Origin of the sequence: Colwellia sp. PAMC 20917, from assembly GCF_001767295.1 — a bacterium.
In the GTDB taxonomy this organism is placed as follows: domain Bacteria; phylum Pseudomonadota; class Gammaproteobacteria; order Enterobacterales; family Alteromonadaceae; genus Colwellia_A.
This window is the reverse complement of record NZ_CP014944.1, coordinates 2,924,859-2,949,742: the sequence shown is the minus strand read 5'-3', so window position 1 is coordinate 2,949,742 and position 24,884 is coordinate 2,924,859. Positions and strand designations below refer to the sequence as shown.

The 24,884-nt window shown below is 36.9% G+C and carries 21 protein-coding genes; 4 read left to right on the top strand and 17 right to left on the bottom strand.

Annotation, left to right across the window (positions count from 1 at the left end; all coding sequences use genetic code 11):
* Nucleotides 1-191: 191 nt before the first annotated feature.
* Nucleotides 192-3,185 carry a TonB-dependent receptor gene (locus A3Q34_RS12730; protein WP_070375694.1) on the bottom strand — a complete coding sequence of 998 codons (2,994 nt, stop codon included), beginning with the start codon at nt 3,183-3,185 and terminating at the stop codon, nt 192-194.
* Nucleotides 3,186-4,081: 896 nt separating this feature from the next.
* Between A3Q34_RS12730 and A3Q34_RS12725 the strand changes: the two genes are divergently transcribed.
* The gene (locus A3Q34_RS12725; protein WP_070375693.1) at nt 4,082-4,435 is read left to right on the top strand and encodes a DUF3802 family protein; all 354 of its coding nucleotides are present in this window, start codon (nt 4,082-4,084) and stop codon (nt 4,433-4,435) included.
* Nucleotides 4,436-4,467: 32 nt separating this feature from the next.
* On the opposite strand, the gene A3Q34_RS12720 is transcribed toward A3Q34_RS12725, so the two are convergent.
* Both A3Q34_RS12720 and A3Q34_RS12715 read right to left on the bottom strand, forming a co-directional pair.
* Nucleotides 4,468-5,775, bottom strand: a complete 1,308-nt coding sequence (locus A3Q34_RS12720; RefSeq protein WP_231907352.1) for a sensor domain-containing diguanylate cyclase — start codon at nt 5,773-5,775, stop codon at nt 4,468-4,470.
* Nucleotides 5,776-6,013: 238 nt separating this feature from the next.
* Nucleotides 6,014-6,514 (bottom strand): lactoylglutathione lyase family protein, encoded by a 501-nt coding sequence (locus A3Q34_RS12715; protein ID WP_070375692.1) that lies wholly within the window; start codon nt 6,512-6,514, stop codon nt 6,014-6,016.
* Between the two features lie 94 nt (nt 6,515-6,608).
* On the opposite strand from A3Q34_RS12715, the gene A3Q34_RS12710 reads away from it, so the two are divergent.
* The gene (locus A3Q34_RS12710; protein ID WP_083278005.1) at nt 6,609-7,481 is read left to right on the top strand and encodes a LysR family transcriptional regulator; all 873 of its coding nucleotides are present in this window, start codon (nt 6,609-6,611) and stop codon (nt 7,479-7,481) included.
* 84 nt (nt 7,482-7,565) lie between these two features.
* Here A3Q34_RS12710 and A3Q34_RS12705 read toward each other — a convergent pair whose 3' ends face one another.
* Together A3Q34_RS12705 and A3Q34_RS12700 are read right to left on the bottom strand one after the other, a co-directional pair.
* Entirely contained in the window at nt 7,566-7,781 is a 216-nt protein-coding gene (locus A3Q34_RS12705; protein WP_070375691.1) for a TIGR02450 family Trp-rich protein, read from the bottom strand.
* A gap of 19 nt (nt 7,782-7,800) precedes the next feature.
* The gene (locus A3Q34_RS12700; protein ID WP_231907351.1) at nt 7,801-8,388 is read right to left on the bottom strand and encodes a CIA30 family protein; all 588 of its coding nucleotides are present in this window, start codon (nt 8,386-8,388) and stop codon (nt 7,801-7,803) included.
* Between the two features lie 154 nt (nt 8,389-8,542).
* On the opposite strand from A3Q34_RS12700, the gene A3Q34_RS12695 reads away from it, so the two are divergent.
* Nucleotides 8,543-9,070, top strand: a complete 528-nt coding sequence (locus A3Q34_RS12695; RefSeq protein ID WP_070375690.1) for a hypothetical protein — start codon at nt 8,543-8,545, stop codon at nt 9,068-9,070.
* Nucleotides 9,071-10,120: 1,050 nt separating this feature from the next.
* On the opposite strand, the gene A3Q34_RS12690 is transcribed toward A3Q34_RS12695, so the two are convergent.
* From A3Q34_RS12690 to A3Q34_RS20565, 4 genes are all read right to left on the bottom strand, one after another.
* A complete protein-coding gene (locus tag A3Q34_RS12690) occupies nt 10,121-10,762 on the bottom strand; it encodes a hypothetical protein (RefSeq protein WP_070375689.1) in 642 nt (213 codons plus the stop codon).
* 221 nt (nt 10,763-10,983) lie between these two features.
* Nucleotides 10,984-11,493, bottom strand: coding sequence for an Lcl C-terminal domain-containing protein (locus tag A3Q34_RS12685; RefSeq protein WP_070375688.1), 510 nt, complete (start codon nt 11,491-11,493; stop codon nt 10,984-10,986).
* A 9-nt stretch (nt 11,494-11,502) separates the two neighbouring features.
* Nucleotides 11,503-13,215, bottom strand: coding sequence for an Lcl C-terminal domain-containing protein (locus A3Q34_RS12680; protein WP_070375687.1), 1,713 nt, complete (start codon nt 13,213-13,215; stop codon nt 11,503-11,505).
* Between the two features lie 687 nt (nt 13,216-13,902).
* Nucleotides 13,903-14,055 carry a hypothetical protein gene (locus A3Q34_RS20565; protein WP_157470982.1) on the bottom strand — a complete coding sequence of 51 codons (153 nt, stop codon included), beginning with the start codon at nt 14,053-14,055 and terminating at the stop codon, nt 13,903-13,905.
* Nucleotides 14,056-14,945: 890 nt separating this feature from the next.
* Between A3Q34_RS20565 and A3Q34_RS12675 the strand changes: the two genes are divergently transcribed.
* Nucleotides 14,946-15,965: a reverse transcriptase/maturase family protein gene (locus tag A3Q34_RS12675; RefSeq protein WP_070375686.1), complete on the top strand. Its 1,020-nt coding sequence runs from the start codon at nt 14,946-14,948 to the stop codon at nt 15,963-15,965.
* On the opposite strand, the gene A3Q34_RS20930 is transcribed toward A3Q34_RS12675, so the two are convergent.
* The 8 genes from A3Q34_RS20930 to A3Q34_RS12635 all read right to left on the bottom strand — a co-directional run bounded on the left by A3Q34_RS20930 (nt 15,939) and on the right by A3Q34_RS12635 (nt 24,760).
* A complete protein-coding gene (locus A3Q34_RS20930; protein ID WP_070375685.1) occupies nt 15,939-16,592 on the bottom strand; it encodes a PEP-CTERM sorting domain-containing protein in 654 nt (217 codons plus the stop codon). The genes A3Q34_RS12675 and A3Q34_RS20930 overlap by 27 nt on opposite strands.
* A gap of 1,083 nt (nt 16,593-17,675) precedes the next feature.
* Nucleotides 17,676-18,950 carry a hypothetical protein gene (locus A3Q34_RS12665; RefSeq protein WP_070375684.1) on the bottom strand — a complete coding sequence of 425 codons (1,275 nt, stop codon included), beginning with the start codon at nt 18,948-18,950 and terminating at the stop codon, nt 17,676-17,678.
* 9 nt (nt 18,951-18,959) lie between these two features.
* Nucleotides 18,960-19,904: a TniB family NTP-binding protein gene (locus A3Q34_RS12660; protein ID WP_157470980.1), complete on the bottom strand. Its 945-nt coding sequence runs from the start codon at nt 19,902-19,904 to the stop codon at nt 18,960-18,962.
* Complete coding sequence (locus A3Q34_RS12655) at nt 19,898-20,698, bottom strand: hypothetical protein (protein ID WP_070375683.1); 801 nt, start codon at nt 20,696-20,698, stop codon at nt 19,898-19,900. Before A3Q34_RS12655 ends, A3Q34_RS12660 begins: the two co-directional genes overlap by 7 nt.
* Before the next feature lie 59 nt (nt 20,699-20,757).
* On the bottom strand, nt 20,758-21,525 hold the full coding sequence (gene istB / locus A3Q34_RS12650) for an IS21-like element helper ATPase IstB (protein ID WP_070373500.1): 768 nt from the start codon (nt 21,523-21,525) through the stop codon (nt 20,758-20,760).
* Nucleotides 21,518-23,011 (bottom strand): IS21 family transposase, encoded by a 1,494-nt coding sequence (istA, locus tag A3Q34_RS12645; protein WP_070375682.1) that lies wholly within the window; start codon nt 23,009-23,011, stop codon nt 21,518-21,520. Before istA ends, istB begins: the two co-directional genes overlap by 8 nt.
* An 85-nt stretch (nt 23,012-23,096) precedes the next feature.
* Nucleotides 23,097-24,314 carry an integrase catalytic domain-containing protein gene (locus A3Q34_RS12640; protein ID WP_070375681.1) on the bottom strand — a complete coding sequence of 406 codons (1,218 nt, stop codon included), beginning with the start codon at nt 24,312-24,314 and terminating at the stop codon, nt 23,097-23,099.
* Nucleotides 24,314-24,760, bottom strand: coding sequence for a hypothetical protein (locus A3Q34_RS12635; RefSeq protein ID WP_083278003.1), 447 nt, complete (start codon nt 24,758-24,760; stop codon nt 24,314-24,316). Before A3Q34_RS12635 ends, A3Q34_RS12640 begins: the two co-directional genes overlap by 1 nt.
* Between the last annotated feature and the right edge of the window lie 124 nt (nt 24,761-24,884).

Genomic DNA, 24,884 nt, shown 5'->3' with positions numbered 1-24,884 from the left:
ATTCTCTTCTATTTATAGATAATCGTTTCATTTAACGTCCTCTAATTTTTAATGTATGGCATTTACCCTTATATAAATACACCAATCATTTTAGTTCAGTGAACAATAAATATCGCTTGTTAAATATTAACCATAAAAAAACCCGCTAAGTAGCGGGTTTTTTAACAACTAAATTATTGTTTAATCAATTTTTAGAAGCGGATTGAAGCGCTTAAACGAACATAACGTGGAGTCTGCCAGTTCTGTGCTAAACCGTAAGTTGGGCTAACGAAGTAGTTACCTGAACCGTCTTCATTAAACTCAGTTCTAGATTCATCATCATAAATTTCGTCGAATTCAGATGCTGTATCATTGTTAAATACGTTGAAAATATCTGCACGAAGATTTAAGTCAAAGTCTTCAAATTCAATGTCGTAACTAGCCGTTAAATCAAGGTTCCAAAGAGAATCTGTTGTACCTTCTGAACCACGTTTAGCTAATTGACCGCCTTTGTAGAAAGACTCTGAACCATATGCCTGAGCAAATATATCAGTTGGGTGAATACCAAATGCACTTCTTGGCTTACCTGCTTGCCATGAGAAGTTTGCACCAATATTCAAGTCATCAGTAACTTGGTAAGAACCAAATACTTTAACTGAATGACGACGGTCATTTGGTAAGTTACCATCACCACCATCTAATAAACCAGGTTGGTCAAAGTTAGTTGTTAAACCAGCGTCATCTTGACCGTTGTCTGAACGAACTAAACCTTCGTTGTTACCCCAGCTATGAGACCAAGTGTAAGTACCCGTTAACATCCATTTGCCATCCCACTCTTTGTTAACAGTTACGTCAACAGCAGCATATTTACGGATAGCTTCAGGGTAGTTTAAGTCACCTGCAGGAATAGTGTATGCTTGATTAGGCAAAGGACCATTGAAGTAATCACCATTTGCATCTTTTTGATTATCATCAGGGTCAGTAGTTACAGTGATATCTGTACCAGGATTAGTTAATACATAGTAATGGAAACCTGTACATTCAGTACAAGCTGAACCAAATTCACGATTAACATATTCATTAAAACCAAAATCGATTGCAACATCTTCAATAGTTGTTGCTAGCTCACGGTAAGTACCTTGAACTGCCATGCTCCATTCGTCATTTAACTGGAACTGGTAACCGGCAATGAATTCATCTGAATACATAGGGTCGATGCTTGAATCAACGATTGCGCCTGCTTCTGGAACATCACCGTTTGAGAATACATCTTGAGGACGACCAGTGTAAGTACCACCAGTTAGGTTAGGAATTTCTAACCCATCGCTGCTCATTCCGTCGTAGTTGTAGTAATCTTGAATATAAGTTTCAGCACCGGCTAAACGAATGTTAGTGTTAGCAGCGATTGGAAGATAGTAACGACCGTAGCTTGCCCATATTTTAGACTCGCCATCACCCATAACATCGTATACTGCGCCTAAACGTAATGCCCATTGGTTTTCAAGTTTAATGAAAGATTCACCAACACCATTCTTGTTTTCAAATGAATCATTACGAATACCAGCATTAATAACTAGATCGTCTGTAGCTTGCCATTGATCTTGAATGTAGTATGCAAAGTTTTCTGATTCAAAAGAACCACCGCTGCTGTATGTACGGTGACGTACATAATCAATCGTAGTATCATCTTCACCGATTACGTATAAGTAGTAAGCGCCACCAGAGTTAATTGTTTGTTGGTTTGCCGTTAATGATTCTTTATCAACACCAAAACGTATTTCATGATCACCTAAGTACCAATCAGCATCGATACGAACAACTTGACGCTGATCATCACCTTCACCAATGCTAAAGTTAGCAAAGTTACCACCAGGAACAAACGCTCTTGTTCTAGTGAAGTTACGGTAAACTGCTGGGTTAGCATCTAAAACACTACCAGCTGTACGGTCTGTTTCATTGATACCGTATTGAACTGATACTGAAAAATCGTCAGTAATAATAGACGTTAATTTAGCTGTGTAGTTCAAACCACCATTGTCTTCAAAACTTTCTTTTGGTACTTGGGGAGTAGAACCAAGATAATCAGTTCTAAATGTAGTTGTAGTACTTTGATCAGAGAAAGCTGAGATTTCAAGGATATTGTTTTCAGTAATATACCAATCTACTTTTGCACCCCAAAAAGAATCATCATCTTTTTGTGTGTACAAACTTTGTGCAATACCCTCTGGAGTAGAAGCTTGTCCACCGTTGTATTCAAATTCATCGCTACGCGGGCTGTATAGTGCGTAATAGAAAAGAGTATCTTCGATGATAGCGCCACTTGCCCATAAGTTAACTTCATAGAAGTCATTCTCATCGCCAGTGTTATCAATACGTAAAGTACCGTCATCACGTCTTTGTGATTGTTTATCTTCTCTTAAAGCATCTGGTTCGTAGAAAACATTCGCGCCAGCTTTAAATTCGTTTGAACCACTTTTAGTTTTTGCGTTAATTACACCACCAGTAGCACGACCAAATTCAGCCGAGTAACCACCAGTTTTAACTTCAAATGTATCATACATTTCAAATGGTGGTTGACTAGAACCAACACCTGTACGGAAGTTAGTAATGTTAAGACCATTCACATAGTAAGCATTTTCAGCTACAGATGCACCACCAATAGATGGGTTGTTACCAAAAGCAGAATCACCTTTAGTTGTACCCGGTGCTAATAAAGCAACACCAGTGAAATCACGTGCAACAGGTACTCTATCAAGCGTTAAAGTATCAACAACGATACCTGTGCTTGAACTTGTGATATCAACCATAGCAATAGCTGAACCAGTAACTTCAATACGTTCAATATCATCAGCAGCTAAAGTCATGTTAAGGCTAACTTTACCACCCATACCAACTTTAACATCTTTTTGAGCTGTAATTTGGAAGCCATCTTTCATTGCTGTAATGTCATACATTCCAGGAGGAAGAAGCGGGAAGCGGAAAGAACCTTCGCTATCAGAAACAACAGAACGGGTTAAACCAGTGTCTTTGTTTACAATTTTAATTGTAACTGAACCAAGAACTTGACCACCTTGGCTAATAGAACTACCAGTAATATAACCTGTTGTGTTATTTGCCATTGCAGGCATTGCTGCACTCAATGACATCGCTACTGCTACAGCAGTAATTGATTGTTTAAAGCTACGCTTTAAATTAGAATTTTTCATATTAGTGTTTCTCTCTGGACTTATAGTTTAAATATTTATTGTTTTAAATTCTTTGAATACTTCAACAAATTGTTAAATTACGTAACAATATCCATTAATTCTGCCTGAATATAGAAATATTACAACCCCTATTATAAAAATGTTTTTGAACTTTTTGATTAGTACCTAACCAACTGTTAACCAATGAAATAGTCTATCTATTAAACAAATCGCATCCAAATATGTATCGATTTATAGACGCTACAAACAAAAAAAAAGCTTTTTAATAACTTTTTTGTAAAAATATTTTATACAAAATGTCTGTATTAATTGAAGTATTTCAAATATCAGCTATCAAATTAAGCTATAAATCACTTGAGGGGGCTGCAATGAGTTCTGCTTTATATAATACAAATCAATTTAACTGTAGCTCTGTGAGTGAGCGAATCAAAAAGATAACTATTCACCTATCCCAAAAATAATGTCAATGTTTGAATTATCCCCCTTATTTACATGACCCGTTAAAAATTTAAGGGGGACTTTCGTTAATTTTTAGTCAACGTGTTGAGGATAAAAATAATCCTCTGTTTCGATGAGTAAGCAGCCAAAATTTGACGCGACGACAGTTAACACATGAAATAAACTTAATTGATAACTGAGATATCTAGATATATAAAACGTTATCTGTAGATACCCCCTTGACTATCACTATAGTTAACACCTGACATTTATATAAATATTTATTTGTTCGTGCAGTAATGTTTGCAACAACATATCTTTTTTTAAAGAAGACTAATTAATAGACATATTTCAATCTAAATTGTTTTTATAAATAACGAAAAAATAGCAGTGACCAACCTTGATCAAACGCCTATATAAGAGGTATGGTATATTCTTTTATAAAGGTTAAATTTTTAATGGTTACAGATACTGAAGGTTACATCCATATTATCGAATACTTGACTGAGCATTTCAGTTTATTTGAAAATCCCCCCTCAGTAAGTGCTGATTCAGATACCGTTATGACCGTTATTGAACAAGAATTAAGTGAACAAATTATCAGTATTTGCAGCCAGAACGAAGCGTTGTCTTTTAATCAGCGCAATACTATTATTCGAGAAGTTGATGCTATTGTTTATGATTTAGAAGAGATTCTCTCTGGCGTTGTTAACAATAAAGTCACTAACGAGCAAAAAACATTCATTAAAGAGTTTGCCTTACTGATTAAGAATTTATTTGATAGCGAAATTCATAGTCAGTTTTTATCTTAAGGCGTTGATCGAATTATTTCGAGCAAAAATATTTACCCACAAAAAACCTGATTACGACCTGAGTCTTTCGCTTGATATAATGCTCGGTCAGCGCGGGTAAAGAAATCATCAAAGTTATCATCTTCAAATCTTATACAAGTAACACCGATACTAACGGTTATCTTAATTTCTCCCTGCCACTCACCTTTGATAATTAAATTACTTTGATTAAGTCGAATACGCTCTGCGACAACCTTTGCTGACTGCAATGTAGTTTCTGGGAGCAATATTGAAAATTCTTCACCGCCAATGCGGGCTAAAATATCTTCTTGTCGAAGACAAGGAAGAAAACATTGAGCCACTGACATTAGCACATTATCCCCTATCGGATGGCCGTAGCTATCATTGATATCTTTGAAGTGGTCAATATCAATGGCAATCAAGGATAGAATGCCAAGGTGCCTTTTAGCACGATGAAATTCTCGTTCAGCATGATCAATAAAGTAGCGGCGGTTATACAGCTTAGTTAATGAATCGGTATTCGCTTGTTTTCTAAATTCTTCTTTTAGCGCATACAATTCACTGACGTCGGTAGAAAATCCAATTAACGTTGGGAGTTCACCTTGGTTTTGATAAGGAATTTTTGTACTAATATAGTAGCGTACATTACCTTGTTCATCTGCTGAGGTTTCTTCAATGGTTTGTTTTTCGCCCGTATCAAAAACTTTTTGATCAGATTGGTTAAAATGCTCAGCAACATCAAGTGGTAAAACCTCAGTGTCTTTCTTACCAATAATATTCTCTGCTGACGTACCAAATAATTCAGCAACTTTACTGTTTACATATTTAAATGTTCGCTCACTATCTTTCATATAAATATAAGCATCAACATTATCAAGTACCGCATGAAGTAATTTTTTCTGTGCTTTAACTATTTTTTGGAGCTTTTTTTCTGCTGTTATATCTATTGATACACCACAAATACCGATGACATTGTTAGCATCATCGAATAAGGGTTTTTTAACCGTTTTATATATCCGGGTTTCTTGTAGAGATTTGATGAAGTTTGTTTCTTCATTTTCTACGGTTATAGCCTCTTTAATAACCTTTCGATCATTTTCTTTTAGTTGCTGAGATAACGCTAAATCAAAGAAATGACTATCTTCAAAGCCAATGATATCTGTTGAGTTAACATTAAATAAATCAAGTACAGCCTGGTTTACATAGGTATAGCAACCATGAATATCTTTAGTGAATATACAAGTGCCAACGTTATTTAACACTTCTGCTAACATATTAACGTCTACGGATAAATTATCCTTTGACGGTGAAGTAACGGGTAATGGTTGCTTTTTACTCACTAATAAACCTTAACTGTTGATGATATTATACAAATTTTAATTGTAGTAGAAAATTATCAATAGGCATTATGCTAGCGACATAATCCTTATTTAGCCAATATTTTTTCAGTGGATGAACTTGCATAGTGCAGAGACAGGAGACAGGATTAAGCGCTAAAGTTATCTTGATATAACCCAAGAGAAAATGACTTTCTATTGGGTTATTAAATCATCAGTGTTGATAAGCTATGACTTTAAATTAGTAAGCGCCAGCCGCATAGGTTAATTCATAGCTGTGGCTGTATATTTCTAAAATATTACCAAAAGGGTCTTCCATGTAAATCATACGATAGGGCTTTTCACCGGGATAGTAGTAACGTGGCTCTGCCATACGCTTTTTACCACCCGCTTCGACAATTTTTTCCACCAGTTCTTCAAGATTAGGATCTTGCACACAAAAATGAAACACGCCTGTTTTCCAGTATTCAAAGTTGTCTTCTGGATTTTCTTGATTAGCAAATTCGAATAGCTCAACGCCGATGCGGTCGCCTGTCGACATGTGAGCTATTTTAAATTTACCCCAATTAGCGCCAAATACGTCGGTACACATAGCGCCAATGGGGCTATCATCTTCAATGATTTCTGTCGGTTTCATTATTTCATACCAACCTAAAACGCCAGTATAAAATTCAACAGCAGCCTCTAAATTAGGGACTGAAATACCGATATGGGAAAAAGTTCTTGGATATGCTTTACTCATTTTTACTACCTCGTTAAATTTGATAGACAAAGTATATTGAACTTTATAAAGTATATAAAATTATCATTTGCAATAGAAATGAGTACATTTTGTTATGATAAATCTTATTTGGTTAAAAACATTTTGCACGCTTGCTGACGTTGGTCATTTTACCCAAACAGCAGAAATTCTTTTTATGACGCAATCAGGGGTAAGCCAGCATATAAAAAAACTTGAAGCGCAATTGGACACTTTATTATTAACGCGGGAGGGTAAATCTTTCTCATTGACCGATGCGGGTATTAAATTACGCCAACAAGGGCAAGATTTATTAGAGACATCTGCTGATATTGAAGCTTCAATTAAACAAGATGATGCTTTTATCGGTGTCATTAAAATAAGTACACCTGGCAGTGTCGGCTTAAAACTATACCCAAAGATGCTTGATATGCAGCAACGCTATCCGGCGCTTATTATCGATTACACCTTTGCACCCAATAAAAATATAGAACAAAATTTAATTGAACGAAAAATTGATCTGGGGATACTCACTGAGTTAAATAAGAGCCCACAGTTAGTCTACAAAAAAATAGCCATTGAGCCTTTGGTTTTAGTGACGTCAAGTGATGTCAAAAGCATCAACTGGCAAGTGCTTACTTCTATAGGTTTTATCAGCCACCCTGATTCAGAACATCATGCACAACAGTTATTGAGTAAAAATTATCTTGAATTTGAACATACCAGCCAATTTAAGCACAAAGGATTTTCTAATCAAATAAGTTTGATTTTATTGCCCGTTAGTCAAGGATTAGGTTTTACCGTATTACCCCTGCATGCGGTAAACGCTTTCCCTGAGCAAAGCCTAATAAAAATACACACATTGGAGATACCGGTCAGTGAAACCTTATACCTTTGCCAAAACAAACATTCTTTCGACACTCAAAGAAGTCAATTAATTAAAAAATCGATTAGGGAGTTTATTTTATAACATGACTATAAAAGTTCAGTTAGCCTATTAACCTTTAGCGATAAGCAAACATTAAAATCGGCTGCAAGTGACTTAATTATAAATTTATTTCCAGCCGATTCGCCATTGGTCACTGACTTTTAGATCACGCCAATCTATGGTGTATTCATTATGAGTCATCACCGCTTCGATAACACAGGCAATTACTTTTTGCTCTTCGTCAAATTCCACCTTAGTGATAATAAAGTGTTTTTCTTTATTGGTAATATCAACTTTAGTCCACTTACTATTGATGAGGGCTTTGGGGTTAATTTTATTCATCTTTACCTTAATGTATAAGTTATTGTTTCAAGAAAGACAGTGTAAATATCGATAATGCAAATTGCCCAGGGACTTTTTTAGTCATTAAAAAACCGACTTCTTTAATATCTTCTGAATTAAGTAAAGGCGCATTGGGTATAGCCCTTCCACGAAAGGTTGCTTTAAAGTCTGCAAGCTCGAAGATATGATTTTCACGCTTATTAGCGACAGTTTTAAAGTCATGTTTATAAGCTAATCGGTAGCCATTTACATAAATAATTAGCCTTAATTGATAGGCTTGCCCGTCACCTTCGGTGTTAATAACAAGTTTCTTATAAGATTGTGGAAGATTATCGACAGCACGAAAAACCGAACTAAAGCCGCCATTATTATCCAGAGAGATGCTACCGCTAAAAATGCCATGATCTTGAGTAAATGTCATTTCACCGTTTGACAAGCCGCCCATAACGCCATCATTGGTTATTCGCCAGCGTCCGTTTTCTTGCTTTGAAAAATCAATCATATAAGCCTTCTTATTGCCATTTGAATTATCATTGGCCTGTTTATTAATATCGTTACCACTGGCGTAAGCACTGAAAGATAACCATAAAATTAAAATAAATCGCATCAATAAATTCCACCAAGTATTAAAATTATATCACTTCGTAAATACGCAAAATAAACTTGTTAAGATCAAAACGGCTAAAAATGAGCTAAAATTAATACTCTAACGTATGCAGCGTTAGATTTAATTTAAAATAATAACCAACGAGTAAAAATATATGCGCATTTTTTTATTGATTTTGTTCATCAGCCTTGCCTCAGGTTGTAGCACAAAATATACAAATCAATCAGTCACGGGTAAAGCTTTTCCAGCGGTTACCGGACAAACATTAGAAGAAAACATGGTCAATATTCCAGCCGACTTTAACAAAGAATTTACCTTATTATTAGTAGGCTACAAACAAAATTCACAGTTCGATATCGATAGATGGTTAATTGGTTTAGATATGACTGAAACCAAAGTTGATGTCTATGAGCTCCCGACTATTCAAGGGTTGTTCCCAAAAATGTTTAGTACTTTTATCGACAATGGTATGCGTGCTGGTATTCCAAAACCTCTTTGGAAAGGGGTGATTACAATTTATGAAGACGGTGATAAAGTTCAAGCGTTCACTGGAAATGAAAGCCCTAATAACGCCCGAGTGTTACTGTTAGATAAAAATGGCATCATTGTATATTTTTATGATGAGGGTTTTTCAGTTACAGCGCTTAATGAGTTGAGAGATAAATTAACGACATCGAACTAGTGGAACTTTGTTGAGACTTGTGCAAGAGACAGCAATTAACCGTTATTGTCTTTTGCCCATTTTAGCTATTTACCCAAGGTTTATTCTTATCTATTTATATACCTATGCTTCTTTATTTTCTTTAACGTTGTCGTCAAAATATTTTGAAGCACGACATGAAGCACTGATCACCGCCACTTAAGTTGAGAATCTCAGGCAAGTGACAGCCTTAATATTCAATGACTTGCAATTCCCCCATATTTTTTGACTGCCATTTAACTTGAGAATTGTTCACATTACTGCCTTATAGATTGAGATTTATTACATTATGAGATCGCATACATTACACAAACAAAAGTATGCTAAGAAGAAAAAGCAATATCTAGCTATTTTTTTGTGGTTATCACTACCATAGGAGCGTATTAGGGGGATAACTTTATATAAATGTATTATTTAAGAGGTAAGTTCTTGCCAGATTATATGAACCTAGGTAAAGGTTTTATACTTTATTTTGATAGCCAACTAAGCCAATATTGCACTTTAGAGGCCATGAGTACGCAAAAAATGCACGTACTCATGTACTCAGAGTCACAATGACTTTACTTAATCTAATCTAACCGTCGCAAAAGCCATCAGCAGTCATACACTTTTGAATTATTAACGATCACTAAGTGCGCAAAGCGGAAGTACAAGGTTGAAGTTTTTAGTGTTTTTTGAGGTCAATTGATCGCCAGTTAGTTGACCTAAGACATTTGACAGAAGAATTGAAAGTTATTAGGAAAGCGGACGTTTCCAAGATCAGTTTTGAGGTTAATTTCAAGGTCAAAAAAGCAAAAATACAATTATAGAACGAGAACAAGTTCTATAAAGGCTGTAAGCTCATTGCGGCCTGTGGGAGTCCATATCAGGAAACTAACTTTTGCCACACTGGAAATAGCACTAATGGGCTAGAATTGAATTCGGATCAGTTTCTTTATCAATAACAAAAGTTAGCGGAAAAATACAGTTGGCTAAAATGCGCTAGATGTGATCGCAACGAGTTGTATTTTTCCGTTTGATCGTCTTGTTTATTTAGGATTTTAAATGCATAGCTGCTTCTGTAAAGAAACTATGTAGTGTCAAAGTAAAGTGCTTTTCAAGCATTTGAGATGTGAATTCGTTTAAAGTATTATAAGAATCAAAATCTCCTTTTTCATGGTCTACTTCATCCTTAACTTTAAAATCTTTAGTAAATATTACTTTACCACGCTGTTCTAATATATATTTCACGTCAAAATCAGCAACTATATTATACTCAGATGATGCAAAACCTAATGTTAGTAAATTTTTGCCTAAACTTTTTGCGAACTCGTGATCAGAATAAGCTGGGCCTTTTTTATCATACGCTGTAATTTCGAGTTTTAATGTTAAATCCGCATTATCCGCTAAATGCTTAACAGAAACTGGTAATTGATTAAATATTAATTTAGGAAGATCCCTTAACGTTGATGCCGAAGCAACAGAAAGTTCTGCGTTTTCTAATGGTGCTAGAGGTAATTGTTCTCCACCCGAGAAAATCCCAGGTTTTGGCTGACTATATAAAACTTCATAATTTAATGTTTTGTTTTCATATACAGGATCATGAACTGCTGTAAGCGTGGGCATTTTTATTTCAGCATGGCTTGCACAGCCACCCAATACTGCAAACATTAATAATAACACTAATTTTTTCATTTTATTACTCCACGTCCTATGAATTAGAGGGCGCTAGACTGGACGAATAAAAGTCTAACGCTCTGTTAACTGCTTCTAATTACTGTTTTAGAAACCAACAGCTTGAATTTATGTATTTCAGAGAACCTTTTTTAATATAGCCACTCAGGTATCATCTTAATTAGATTGATTAAAGGAGTGCTTCAATATTTCATAATGTTAAGCACCCTTCATAAATTTTTTTAATCTCTAACCAAGCGAACCAATTTACTGTTGCTTTTCACTTCATCAGAAATTGAGCCTGATGCTTGTGACAATGCCCAAGCAGAATGGTAATTTGTTTTTGAATATATCGAAGACGACCAATACTGTGGATTTGAATTACTCGATTCAGGGAAGACACTTACGTTAAAAGCGGGGTCATAGCATGCATACTCCACTATTGATTGCATCTCTTTGATATTTGGTAAACGCCAATTAGTATGAGTTGCTAAATTAGAGCTATCAGCCTCAGTTAAAGCTTCCTGCCAATCATATGTTTGGGCTGCTCCTGTGCAGTTTGCCCCATCCCATGATTCCCCTAATGTACAGCGCATCCAAGTTAAATCAGTTACTGTATCTGTTACTGTGCCATCAGCGTTATCTGTAAACCTAGCTGTCGGAGTGGATTTTGTAATATTGTCATTACAAGTATGAGCAGCTTGAACAGATGAAATAAAAGCAACCGATATTAAAATTAGTAATTTTTTCATAATGATTTCCTATCCTTTAGTTGCCGTTAAACGAACGTAACCTGAGTTGTTTTTGCTTGAGCCAGCCGATGAGCTTAAACCTTCGCTAAAGTTAACTCCCCATGCATTATTACTGTTGTTATATGGCGTTGATGACCAATAAAGACCTGACTTGGTATGGTGAAAATAATTAGTGTCAACACTTGGTAGTTGTCGACTAAAATCAACTAAAGTATTTAATTCTTGATGTGTAGGTACACGCCACGTAGTAATTCCACATAGCTTGACTGCATTCACGCTTGATCCGTATTTTTCAATGTCACAATTACCCGTATCGGTACAAGAACCACCATCTTCTGTACCTGCTGAACCACCATCATTAATTCCTGTACTGTTGTACCAAGTGTATCTACTGTTAGCATCACGAATACCTGTAGAGCCTGATTCGTCTTTAACTTCCCAGATAAGGCCTGTAACATTGTCTAATACGCAAGACCATGCAGTTGCATTTTGCGGTAATGGTTCACCGTTTTCATCTAGCTTAATGAAAGAAAACCCCTTACTACCATCGCTATCGTCTGCCGCAACTTTATCTCGACCGTAATCTGCATCTTGCCCATCGGGAATAGGATCTGCATCCACATCTACAACATCAGCACAATTTTCAGTATTGCTATGATTACCACTTCCATCGTAAGCATAATCTGCACAAAACGTTAATCCTGTATCATTCATTTTTTCATGGATAACAGGTGTAATAGCAATGCGGACTTGCTCAGTATCACTCAAACCTAACTCGTCAGTTACGCTTAATTGTATAGTAACGGTTTCGGCTGAAGTTAAAGTATTAGCAACAAAACTTGTATCAGCAGCATTGTTATTTGTTATTACTAGTTCAACACCAGTATCATCAATTTGTTGCCATTGATAAGTTAAGTTATTTAACTCGTTATCATAAGAGTTCATACCAACAAGAGTGACTGTATCGCCAGAAGTAATAAACTGTGAAATAACTTTGTCTCCACCTTCAATACCAATGACGGCAACAGGTGGGAAATTTGGATTTACTGTAACATTCATTGTATCAGTAGCACTTCCTCCATGATTGTCAGTAACCGTCACTGAAAAGCTCAATGTTTCAATGGCTGTAAAATCACCACTAACAAAAGTTGCTGTTGGTTGTTCCGCATTTGTTAAGCTGACTTCTTTTCCTGCTGTTTGCTCCCATTTATACGTTGCAATTGTACCGTCTATATCTTCAGCTACCGCACTTAACTCTGCCGCTACCTGTTCAAAAACTTCAAAGTCATCGATAGCTGCCACAGTAGGTAACTGATTAACATTCATAATTAAAACGTTAACAACATCTGATGATTGTTCTCCATCATCATCAGTTACAGTTAAACGAAAAGTTAAAGTAGTATCTTCAACTACTTCAATTGCTGTAAAAGCAGCAGTTAAGCTATCAGCATTGGATATAACAATACTTTCTCCTGCTGTTTGTTCCCACAAAACATTATTAATAGTGCCGTCACTGTCTGATGCTGAACTGCTAAAGGTAAAAATTTCGGTTTCATTTACAGAAGCATCATCCCCAGCAGAGACAATTGGCGCAACATTAGCAATAGGAACTGGCGTTGTATCTTTCGAATCCGAACCTGATCCTCCACCACATGCTGCTAGTGATACGAGAAATGAAGCCGAGATAAAAGTTCGATATTTATCGATAATACCAATTTTCATTTATTAATCCTTTATTTTGAACAAGTTTGATTCACATCTTAAGATGCGTGTATTATTTTTGCAGGAGGTTGACATTAGATGTTTAATTTTCTGCAATCTCTCAACCTACTTTCGTGTGCGGTTAGAGCCTTTGCGTCCATGGATTTCTCTCAAGGTTGCCTTTTCAAATTGATTTGAAACAAGAATATTTCTACAATAAGAACTTTAATCTAATATTTTCATGGTATTAAGTCAAGTCACTATTTTGGATTTTAAAAATTGTGATGTGATACATAACTCGTACCTAGCTTAAACTTGAAAACTATAATGAGCACTTTGAAGCCATACCACCAAATCTGGGACTGCCCGGTTTTGTGGCTTAGTTCGCACTCAGATTTACTGGTTTTTTGGCAAAAATCATCATCAATATACATCTGTTCTCATCTATACCGAACTTCCGCTACAGGGAACAGCTAATGCAATGTGGTCGTGAAGCGATGTCCGCTGCAGATCAAAACATACAAATTATTTCAATGTAAATTCTAAAAAGCTAACGTCTCGAATGTGGCAAAAGTGAGCATTATCAGTGTTCAACTTATCCAAAGTGACAACTTTAATAAGGCCGAAATGTTGTGGTATAGTTAAATGTAATTGGTTGGCTTAGGCAAATACAATTACGTGGCACTGCTGCTAGAGATTCTCCACTTTTTATTTTATGTATTTTTCTTCGTAATTTTCAATAAGCGATACTAACTCATTAAGTTCATATATTTCACTTACATCAACAGAGTTCCAAACCTCATCAACGCGTGCTATAGCTGCCGCAAGTTGTTCATCTGTTTCGATTTTTTGAATTTTCATAACAGTCACCCTATGAACTAGATGTATTATCCATTAGTACACACAAAGTGTGTACTAATAAACCATTGTCGATTATCAACTAACCCTCAAAACCTCCAGCAACTTCATTCTTGTGAATTGAGATAATGGTATACCCATATCTTCACAATGTTTTTTCAACCTTTCAAATTAACACTAAAAAGGGTTTTGTACTATTCCCCTCGAAATTAACCACAAGCCTGTTTTTTAAACAGTAACTTGAGGGGTAAACAATTATTAAAAGGTTTACATAATGATATTGGCAATAAACACCTTCAATGAAGCATTTAACACTAAAGGTTGATCACTTTTTCCAATCAGCCCTTTTGATGCGGATTTTTAGTTTTAATACTAGGTCAGAAAAGTGCTAAGCTGAATAAAACTTTTGATATTAAGAATTTATCGAGGTCAACTAAGCACCCGTTAGTTGATCTTAGACATTCGACAGCAGAATTGAAAATCATTAGGAAAGTGGACGTTCCCCAAATCAACTTTGATGCTAATTTTATGATCAAAAAAGTAAAATAATGTTATAGAGCGAGGACAGCCTCTATGACTGCTGAAAGCTCATTGCGGACGGTGCTATTTCACATATTAACGCTAACTAATGCCACAAAAGAGACCTTTCCTAACACCCTAAATCAGCACCAAAAAGGTCTTCTCTGATACGATTGCGGACGTTAGCCTTGGCTTATCTAACGGCAAGTGATCCGACAAAGCAGACATAAGCACTTAGAGTTATATTGGTGTATTTTGCTACTAAAACCCATCTTTAGGAACGTTCTCTATCCGTCGGCCAACACCCGTCATTCAGCTTTTCTGAAAACAACCAAAGCTTGTTCACTTAGCGGTCATTCAGCTATGCTTAAGCCATGCTAGATACCAAACATGTTTTCACCGAAGCCACTCTCGATACCGCTTATTCATGGTTGTGTAAGCAGCGGCGTAACTTTCCCGCCAATGCCGATATCTGGCATCTGCGTTTTCACTGGCACACTATCCGTGGTGAGCTGCTGCAAACACTCAACAAACAAGATTACACCTTCATGCCGCTCAGTGTGGTCACCAAAGCCGATGGTGAAAGTATTCATTTGTGGTCATCACAAGATGCGCTGGTATTAAAAATGTTAGCAATGGCCTTACCAGATGCCTTGGCATTATCGCCACATTGCACTCATATCAAAGGGCATGGTGGGTTAAAAGCGACCGTGAGTGCCTTGCACGCAGCTTTGCCGAATTATCGCTACGTGATGAAAACCGATGTGAAGCGCTATTATGAGTCGATTGACCATACGATATTGCTCAAGCAACTGGACAAAGACATCACCGACCCTTTTATCTGGCGCTTGTTAGTGCAATTTGTGAAACGTACCGTTGAAAGAGGCGGTACGTTTAAGTCCATTACCTGCGGTATATCAAGAGGCTGCTCACTCTCACCGGTTATCGCAGCTTACTACTTAACATCCTTAGATAAACAGATGGAAGGTGACACACGCTATTTTTATCGCCGATATATGGATGACGTCATTGTATTAGCCAAAACCCGCTGGCACTTGCGCAAAGCGGTGAAAACAGTCAATCAACACTTTAACCAATTAAAAATGGCGCAAGCGCCGGATAAGACCTTTATTGGGCGTATTGAAAAGGAATTTGATTTTTTGGGTTATCGATTTGGCGAGGAAAAATTAACCATTTCAAAACAAACTTTAGAAAATCACATTCGTCGATTAACGCAGCTTTATGAGCAAAAAAAGCATCAACCAAACTGGAAGATGCTTCTTGATGATTATCGACAACGTTGGGTTACATGGGTCTATTCAGGCATACCGTCGTCGATAATCGATTTTGAAAATGGAACTAATTTTTTAAGATTGTTTCTTAAATCGGCGTGATGCTAAACCAATCATTCCTAATGCAAGAATAGCGAGTGTGGACGGCTCGGGTACAACATTCGCGCGAACTAACGCAGATGCCATCTGGCGTGTCCTATCTTTGCTTGCACTTATCGACCCATTATTTTGCGAATATCTTGACCAACCGTGAGTAATTTCGGAGGATATATCACGTAACCTGCTGGAATAAAACCTGAAATGGCCGTAACTAGAAAACGTGCCACCATTCTCCGAACCATCACCGTAAAAATTAAAATATTGAATACTATTAAAAGTCGAAGCTTCGTTGTGCCCGTACAAATTACTGTAAAGCCAAAGTGCACCGTCGCTGTTGTCAACGCTCCAACCACTGTGCGTGTCAAAAACGCTTTCCATCATCGTTTTATATTCCATCACAGTCGCATATCGCCACCCATCATCGAGTAACCCCATGAAACCATTTTCGATATCCGTTCTACTTTGCCCTGTTGTTACATCCCAACTCAACCAATCTAGGCCAGATAAATTTACGACAGAACCATCAGATGTGATGTGGCTATTAGTACTACTAATGATGCCTGCGGTAGCATTAGCACTTACAACTAAAGCAAAACCCAATGCTAATTGCTTTAAAAATTTAAATTTCATTATCTTCCCTTTTTAATGCCACCTGAATTAGTGGGCATTTATTAAAAAATTAACTTATAAACCCTTGCACCTTGGTGAAGCTTAACGGAATTACGTAGACACCCATTACAATTCAATCAAATATTTAAAGTCACTTGGTTATTATATATGCGTGTAGATATAAATTGTTAAGCCTACTTAGGGTAAAATTTATTCCTGAGGTAAGGACTTCAAATTAAGAAAGACACGCACAGACGGTGCTTAAGAATAACAAAAAAAGAAGAGGCTACTGCCCAATACATTAAACATAGCAAAAATCACGCCGTGACTATTTAATTTATTAAAAACAATAATTTAATAAACATTACTTATTTAAAAGTATCAATTGTGTAAATAAACCCGACACAATAAATACTAATGGTATGAGTTAGATATCACACCTTATATCAAAAAATGTGACTGCCTATGCAGGTTGCAGCGTCGTATTGGCGATGAATGCTATAGCAATTGGGTAATTCGAGTGTGCTAATAGACCAAGTAATGTAATAACCGACAGTCCGCTATCGTTAAAGTCAGTTAAAATGTGAAAAGTCACTGACTGTCCGGTGATCACTCTATTGCCGTCAGTCACATTTGATTAATCGTATGATTGTTTTTCGCTCAATATAGTCAGATCGTTCGAATTCGCTTATGACCGCTTTAGGCTCTGAGCTGCCGTTAGTAACTCAAAAGCTAATGTCGGCTTATGGCTAATCAGTGACCTAAAGAACAACCAGTAGCTAACGTCAGCAAAGCGCACAAAGTGATCGTTAAAAAGTGAACGCAGAATGACTGCTATGGTGGCTTAGTTCACACTCGAACTTAGCTGCTTATTGGTAAAAAGTTATTATCAAACGACACCTGTATTCAACTAAGGGGAACGTCAGCTATCTGGAAACTTCTAGCGTAGAGTGGTTGTTCATCCATGTCCGCTGTAGATCAAAACATACAAAAATTTTCAGTATTAATTCTAAAATGCTAAAGTCACCAAAGTGGCAAAAGTTAGCATTGCAAGGTGTGACTTACCAACGCAAAAAATGAGCTTGATATATTGAGAGCGGTTAGTTAAAAGTTAAAACCTAGTTGATTGCTTTTTTTATACCTAAGACTTCTTTCTCTACTAGAGTCACTAAACAGCTTACTTTCTTCGATTTCACCCAAATTAGATATGGTCATTTGTATATTATGATGACGCTTTTTTTTTATTAAAACCTTTAAATCATCAGGTGCGCAATAAAGTGAAGACATAAGGTCTGAGCTGGGTTGAAATCCTATATTTAATTTATCTTCCTTGACGGCTAAAAATATATTGCTCAGACAAATATTGTTATAGATCAGACTTTCTTTCTGCTCCGAAAGAGGTTTCATAATATTAGAAATGAAATGAGGGGAAAATAATTCTATTACAGGTGATATATCTATAATTGATTTGTAGTGAAGTGTTTTTGTTCCTTTAGATTTTATAAAATCATTTTCTAAAAGGATTTTAATTCCCACCTTAGAAACACCCAATAATTTGCTAGCAGTTGTTATGTCTATGCAGAGTGGTTTAATTTCATTACTGGAACTTGTACGTTCAATAGCTTCATATTGCTGGAGGACACAGCTTATAGGCCAGATAGCTTTTAGATTATTGAATAATAGAGTTATATTTATCGCAGCAAAATTCGTCGGGAAAAAAGATGAGTGTTGATTGATACATTTGTGCATCCAATTTCGTGCATCTGTATGGCAGTTAAGGAATTCAAAACCTTCTCTGATTTTTTCTTGGTAATTGGGAAGTGATGGATAACGAGGTTGCTTTAAAAGGAGCTCTTCTTGATTGTTTAGAAAGTATGAGGCAAGTAAGCAATCTGCAACTTGCGCTTCTAATAATAGGGGGAGCTGAGTTGGAGGAACTGGAATTAACTTTATGCCGCATTGCTTTGAAGTACACCTCCCTTTAAGCAAAGCAATATCCCAAGTTAATTGATTATTACAGGTATAACATTTGTCAATTAGTGGTTCATGATGTGATGAGCACAGGTGGATGAATGGACTTTGTACTTCCATTTTAATATACCCTTTTTCTCTAATGCATCTTAAGCAAACCTTCGGCTCTATTTGAATATGGCACTCGAATAATGGTGTTGTAATATAAGTCTGTACAGAGTGATATAGCCTAGGCTTCAAGTCGATCGGAAATGGAGTAGTTACAGGATTACCTCTTATAATTTTATTTATTATTGACTTAGGATACACTCTGTCAACGTAAGTAAAACCATTGCGTAGCGCCACTCTTAAGGCAAAACCAATGTTACTTTCATCAGGGAATGCTATAGGTGTAATTGAAAGTTGCATTATTAATTCCTAGTGGCTTGTCTGGAACACATGATTGATATGTGTATTAACTTCTTCGTCTGAAATATCAGTTGAACAAAAGGGGTTAAGCTTGGCTTTTCCATAGATATCATAATTATCTTTTAATCTAGCTATTAGCTCTTGTTTGTCTTGAATACCCGACATGTCCTCTAGTAAAAACAAGCTCTCTAGTGTACTAAAACTTCGTTCCATATATGCTAGGTAAAGCCTGTTCAGTAAAGGGCCATCCTTGTAGTTTAAAAAGGGAAATTGGATTTTATCAATGAACCAGTTAATACAATCTAGCCAATCATCGGTTCTTGGCTCAATACGTTCTAGCTTCACTGACCGCATCATTCTACGACTCAATTGTTCGTTATCATCTACCGCTTTCTCTGTTTTCCCAAATGTTAGTAAGCGCATTGCTCTCTCACTGCCGATAAATACTATTGAAGCACTGAGTCCATCAAGTAAACTACATAAATACTTAAGTGTATTAAGAGCCGTCACACCATCTGTGTTGGGTAAGACTTGCTGGATTTCATCAAGAATAATAAGTTCAACGCCTAGCTCTTTTATTAAGTGGCAAAATTGTTCATCTAATTCACCTGGCTCTGTCTTTCCCTTAGGGGGAGTTGTACCGAGTGCTTTTATCAATAGCTTTAAAATGTCGTCTACTTGTTTTTTAGATTCTTTGAATCGGTAAAGAAATACAGGCATTATAGTTTTTTCACGAATTTTTTGTTGTGGAAACAATGTTTCATATTGCTTTACTAGGTAGGACTTTCCTTCTCCAGACACACCATAGATAAGCACCCCCTTTTTATTTTTAGGTTGCGAATGCATCGCATGTACTCGACATATTCGTTGCCATGCAATTTTTAGAGAATCATGCTTTACAAGAGAGCTTGGCATCTTTGCAGGCTCACGCTTAACTTTATTTACCACTACCATTTTCGTTTCTTACCACTTGGCGTTGTTGTCATAGATTCTTTTGGCGCTTTAGTCTTAGGCGCTGTTTTATCATCTATAGCTTTAAGGTTTGCATAAAAGGATTTTGGCTCTCTGTTAGCCTTTGGTTTTTCACAATGAGATTGTTTAATACGCTCTTCAACACTTAACTCTTTGGCATTGTTTTCTTCAAAGGACGCTGGCTGAGTTCCACTTCTTTTTGGGCGTGTTGCTTGGGAATAAAACCTTTCAATTTTCCCCTGGTAATAACCTGTGATGTCATGCTTTTTCTCTTGCAATATGTCATAGCTTTTGGGCTTAAACCCTTTTAATTCATCGAAGGACACCATTTTAGGCATAATGTCCAAATTGATGTTATCAGCCATGATGTCCCTTTCTTTACCCGTTATTGGGTCAATAAAGCTAACCGTGACATAGCGTGCGTCGAAGGGGTCAAAAAACACCTCGATATCGGGGTTTTCACCTTTTTTTACGTATTTACTCATTGCCATATGAATTAGTTTAAGTTCGTAATTAAAGAAATCCTGACCAAGTAAGCGAACGGTTCCTCGTCCCTGTAACTTATTTGTTTTCTTTTCTTTGAATACATGAAAACCTTGCTTTGCTTGGTGATAGGAAACATGGGGTCGTGGGGTTCGCTTAATGGATTCGTTCCACGCCATTATAGGGGCAACTTTCGTTTCTTTATGAATTTTATGGGAATATTCAGTAAGAAAAATATTGAGTAAGCGAAGAAAGTCGCTAACTTTTATATCTGCATATTTTTGTAGTGTCATCTCAAGTTTTTCGTTATCAATATCGGTTATTAGACGTCAACTAACTTGTCCGGTTGGCGTCAATTAACTTGGCCGGTATTTGAATTTAGTTGCATAGCTTGTTTTTTTCGGTAACTTTCTCCTTTTATTTGATAGATATCACTGTGGTGAACAAGTCTGTCGATAGCAGCAACAGTCATCATGTTGTCACCAAATATACTATCCCACTCACTGAATGCTTGATTCGATGTGATCAACAAACTGCCTCGTTCATAACGATGTGCAATCAGTTCAAACAACACCTGACTTTCACTATCAGTCTTTTTCACATAGCCGATATCATCTAATATCAACAGCTCATATTTATCGAGTTTTCTTAGGGCATCAGTTAAGCCCAACGTTTCTTTTGCACGTTGGAGTTCTTGAACAATAGCTGTACTAGTGCTGAATTTAACGCGCACTGCTTTTTCAAGTAATGAGTAACCAATAGCACACGCTAAGTGAGTTTTCCCTAAACCACTAGCACCAAACAATAAGATATTATGGCCTTGTCTAAGCCAGTCAATCTGATTAACTTTTTGTTTCATTTGCAGTGACGTAATACCTTCTATTTCGTCAAATTTATATTGATGTAGTTGTTTACCTACGGGTAATTTACTCTCTTTAAGTAACCGTTTTAATCGACTTTCATGACGATGATTAGCTTCAAGTTCACATAGCTCGGCAAGGAATAATTCAGGCTCCCACTCCTGTGAAACAGCCTTTTGGGCAAGGACTTCCCATTCTTTGGCTATCGCACTTAAGCGCAGCTCTTTCAGTAATATTGGTAAGCTTAGAATATTAGCCATGTAACCCTCCAAGCAATATATCGTAATCACTTATTTGATGTTGATGACTGACAATGTTTGGTATGACGAGCGTGCTAGGGGCAAACAATTTACGGCACATATCAATAGATATAAACTTACCTTGCTCGTGGTTTTTCAAGACATAACGACCAAGGGCATGCTCGCAATTATAGTTATGAGCGAGTAACAATAATTCAACCATATAACGACAGTCTTTATCGCTAACATGCTCTGCTGTTAACTGCTGCCACAACAAACTGAAGTCACCTTCTGGGATCAAATCTTCTCGTAACTGCGAGTATTTGAACGCATTGGGCTTTTTCGCAAGTGAGTGGATCACATGTTTATAATCTACTGCTCGTGATCTTAAGTGTCCTTGAGCATAGACTCTAGACAGGGATAACGTTTTTTCATGACCAAGAAATAAATCCAGCCGAGTATCATAAATGTGTACAAGTAATCGATGACTAATTAATCTAGAAGGTACGGTATACGTCACACGTTTAACACTGATGGTGCTGCTAGAGGTAACTTTAACGTATTGTTCGCAGAAGTCGTTGGTACGACGTTTAGGCAAATCATTTAAGTGCTTGCGCTCTTCATCAAATCGAGTTTTGCATTGGCGATTAATTTTGGCGACAATTACATCAAGAAACGATTGGTACTCGGTAATTGTCGCGAAATCACGACTGCCACGTAGTCGTAATTGCTGATCTACTTTTCGTTTTAAATGGCTATGTGCCACTTCAATCGCACCATTTTCATGAGCTACACCTTTATTGTTACGCGTCGCAACAACGCTATAGTGAGCACATAGCTTTTGATAGCGTTCAGTTAACGCTTCCTGTTCATAATGATTATTGAATGCAGCACTTAAGCTATCGGTTCGGTGTGTCTGTGGTACACCACCACTGCGCCAAAATGCATTTTGTAAACCTGTAGAGAGTGATTCGAAACTTTCACCACCAAAGACAAGTTGAGCATACGTCCAGCCACTGAACACTAACTTGTAATGAAAAAGCTTATGAGAAAATGCTTGGCCTGCAATAGATATTTCAAGTTTGTTCATCCAAGTGTAATCAGATATCCCCATAAACCCTGGCATGTACTTTTGACGAAAGATAACTTCTTGCTCTGGCCCTTCAGTTGCCAACCACTTTTTGACTCGACGTTGTAACGTACGTAAATGATTGTGACCAAATTTACCTGGCATGAGTGTATCGAGCTGATCTAATAAAGTTATGGGTTGAAGTTCAGGATCTGCTTTGAGCAATGGCACTAGATGCTCTTCAAACGCACCATTAAATGGATTTTTGCGTGTTCGATAAACCCTAGGGAGATGTGTGGTTGAATGCTGGCCGGATTCGATACGCCGAGCTGTACGCTCTGACATACCAGATTGGGCAGCGGCTGCTGTTTGTTTATGATCCTTACGATAAGACATATATAAATTAACCTGTTGCTTGGTTATGGGTTTTCCAGACATATCTTTCTCTATTGAATTTGATATATCTAAAGTGTACCAAAACCGGTCAACCTAATTGTCGCGACCCGGCCAAGCTAATTGTCGCCTAATAATCGGTTCTTTTTCCTTTGTAGCTATTGAAACCGACGGTTTTATTGCCCTTACTATCTGTGATAATCATACCTCTAAAAAAGGAAGCTCGAAGAACGTTATTATAGGATTCGACAAAAGGCTTTTTTGCTGGTTGATTTGAGGGAGTGTAAACTGGTGTTATGTTTAATCGTTTGCAAGTTTTCCAAATCGCAGCATTATTAAAGCCTGAGCCATTGTCCATCACCATTACTACAGGTTTGCCTTTAGCAATAAGGTTGTTATCTGCTAAGTAACATTGTCGAATAAGATTTAAAACATTTTCTTTGTTTTCACCTTGTCCATAATCAACAACGACACCTAGTATATTTCGTGTCATGCAGTCTATCGCTGTATAGAGAGATATCGGCTTAGTTGGCTCAAGTGTTTCGTCATCAACTAGGCACATATTTACATGCATCCGATCTAGCTCAACTCTTTGCATGGCGAAATAAGTACGAATACGTCGCCTTAAAGTAAGAGACAGTTGATTTTTTGTTGCTTGAGAGGTATTTGGATTGTTAAGCTTATCTTCAATTTCACTTAACGCAGCAAGTCTGCGATAAAATGTACGCTCACTAGCAACTTTTATTGAGGGGTTACCCTGAGATTTTTCTTCAACCTGCAACTTATATGCTTTGTAATGAGCCGTTTTTAGTTTTGAATTACTGTCTGACCAAAGTGTTGCAATATGGTGTTGGATTTGAGCTTCAGTTGCTGAGTTTAAACGTGTAGGAGCATTTCTTCTCTTGCTAGCGAGACTGTCATTATCAAAACCAGATACCACCCAACACCGCCAATATTTAGCGATGGTTTTATGGGCAGGGTGCTTACTTGCTTGAGTTTCAGGGTGGCGCTTTTCAACTTCCTCAATTAAAAAATTATAAGTATTTTCTATTGTAGGGCTAAGTTTTTGTTCGTGAACTAAATCTTTTAGAGTAAGGATATACTTTAAGCGTTCATCCCTGTCAGCCTTTTGATATTCATTTAGTTGTAGATGTGGCCTTTCAGTTAACTTTTGAATGTACTTCTGCTGTTCAAGGTGCTTTTCAAAAGTGTCTGATTCAATAAGATGTTTTTTTGTTTTGTCTTCATCCTCTTCAAGCATATAGCTATACGCATCTTTGAAAATTATTGTTTCAATACCACCTTGTGGGTTATGAAATTTTGAGCCAATATTAACGCCTTCTAACATTACGACACCTTTTTCAATGCTGTATCGCATCGCAATAATGAAGCCATGTCGAACTCGTAATATCCAATGGCTATTAAGTAATAAGCCTCTTCGATGTGAGTCTCTGTGTAGTTGCTAAGAGTCTCGATTAGCTCATTCAAAGTGATATGTTCGGGTAGTTCACAATCTTCAATTGAAAAAGACAGCTCTTGAGACATACAATCTGCAATTAACTGGTAATTCACACGGATAAAAGGTGTTAACCCTAGCTCAGTGACGATGCGGATTTTAGATTGACCTTTAGAAGCAGAGTAATTAGAGAAATGTTCTATCTTATCTCGGTATTCCTCATCAACTTTTTTTGACCAGTGAACTTCAATATATTCTGAGCTGCCATTGGCATATTTCACAAGAAAATCAGGCGTTTTTCCTTTGGGTTTTTCGTTATCACCAACTTCTGAATGCATTGTTTCAGGCTGGCTAGCAAAAGAGATTATGTTTGGGTCACATTCAAAAATACATGCGTAACAGTATTCTAAAAATGACTCGACCTTAATGCCGCAGCCAATAATGCCATTACCATTCTTTTTA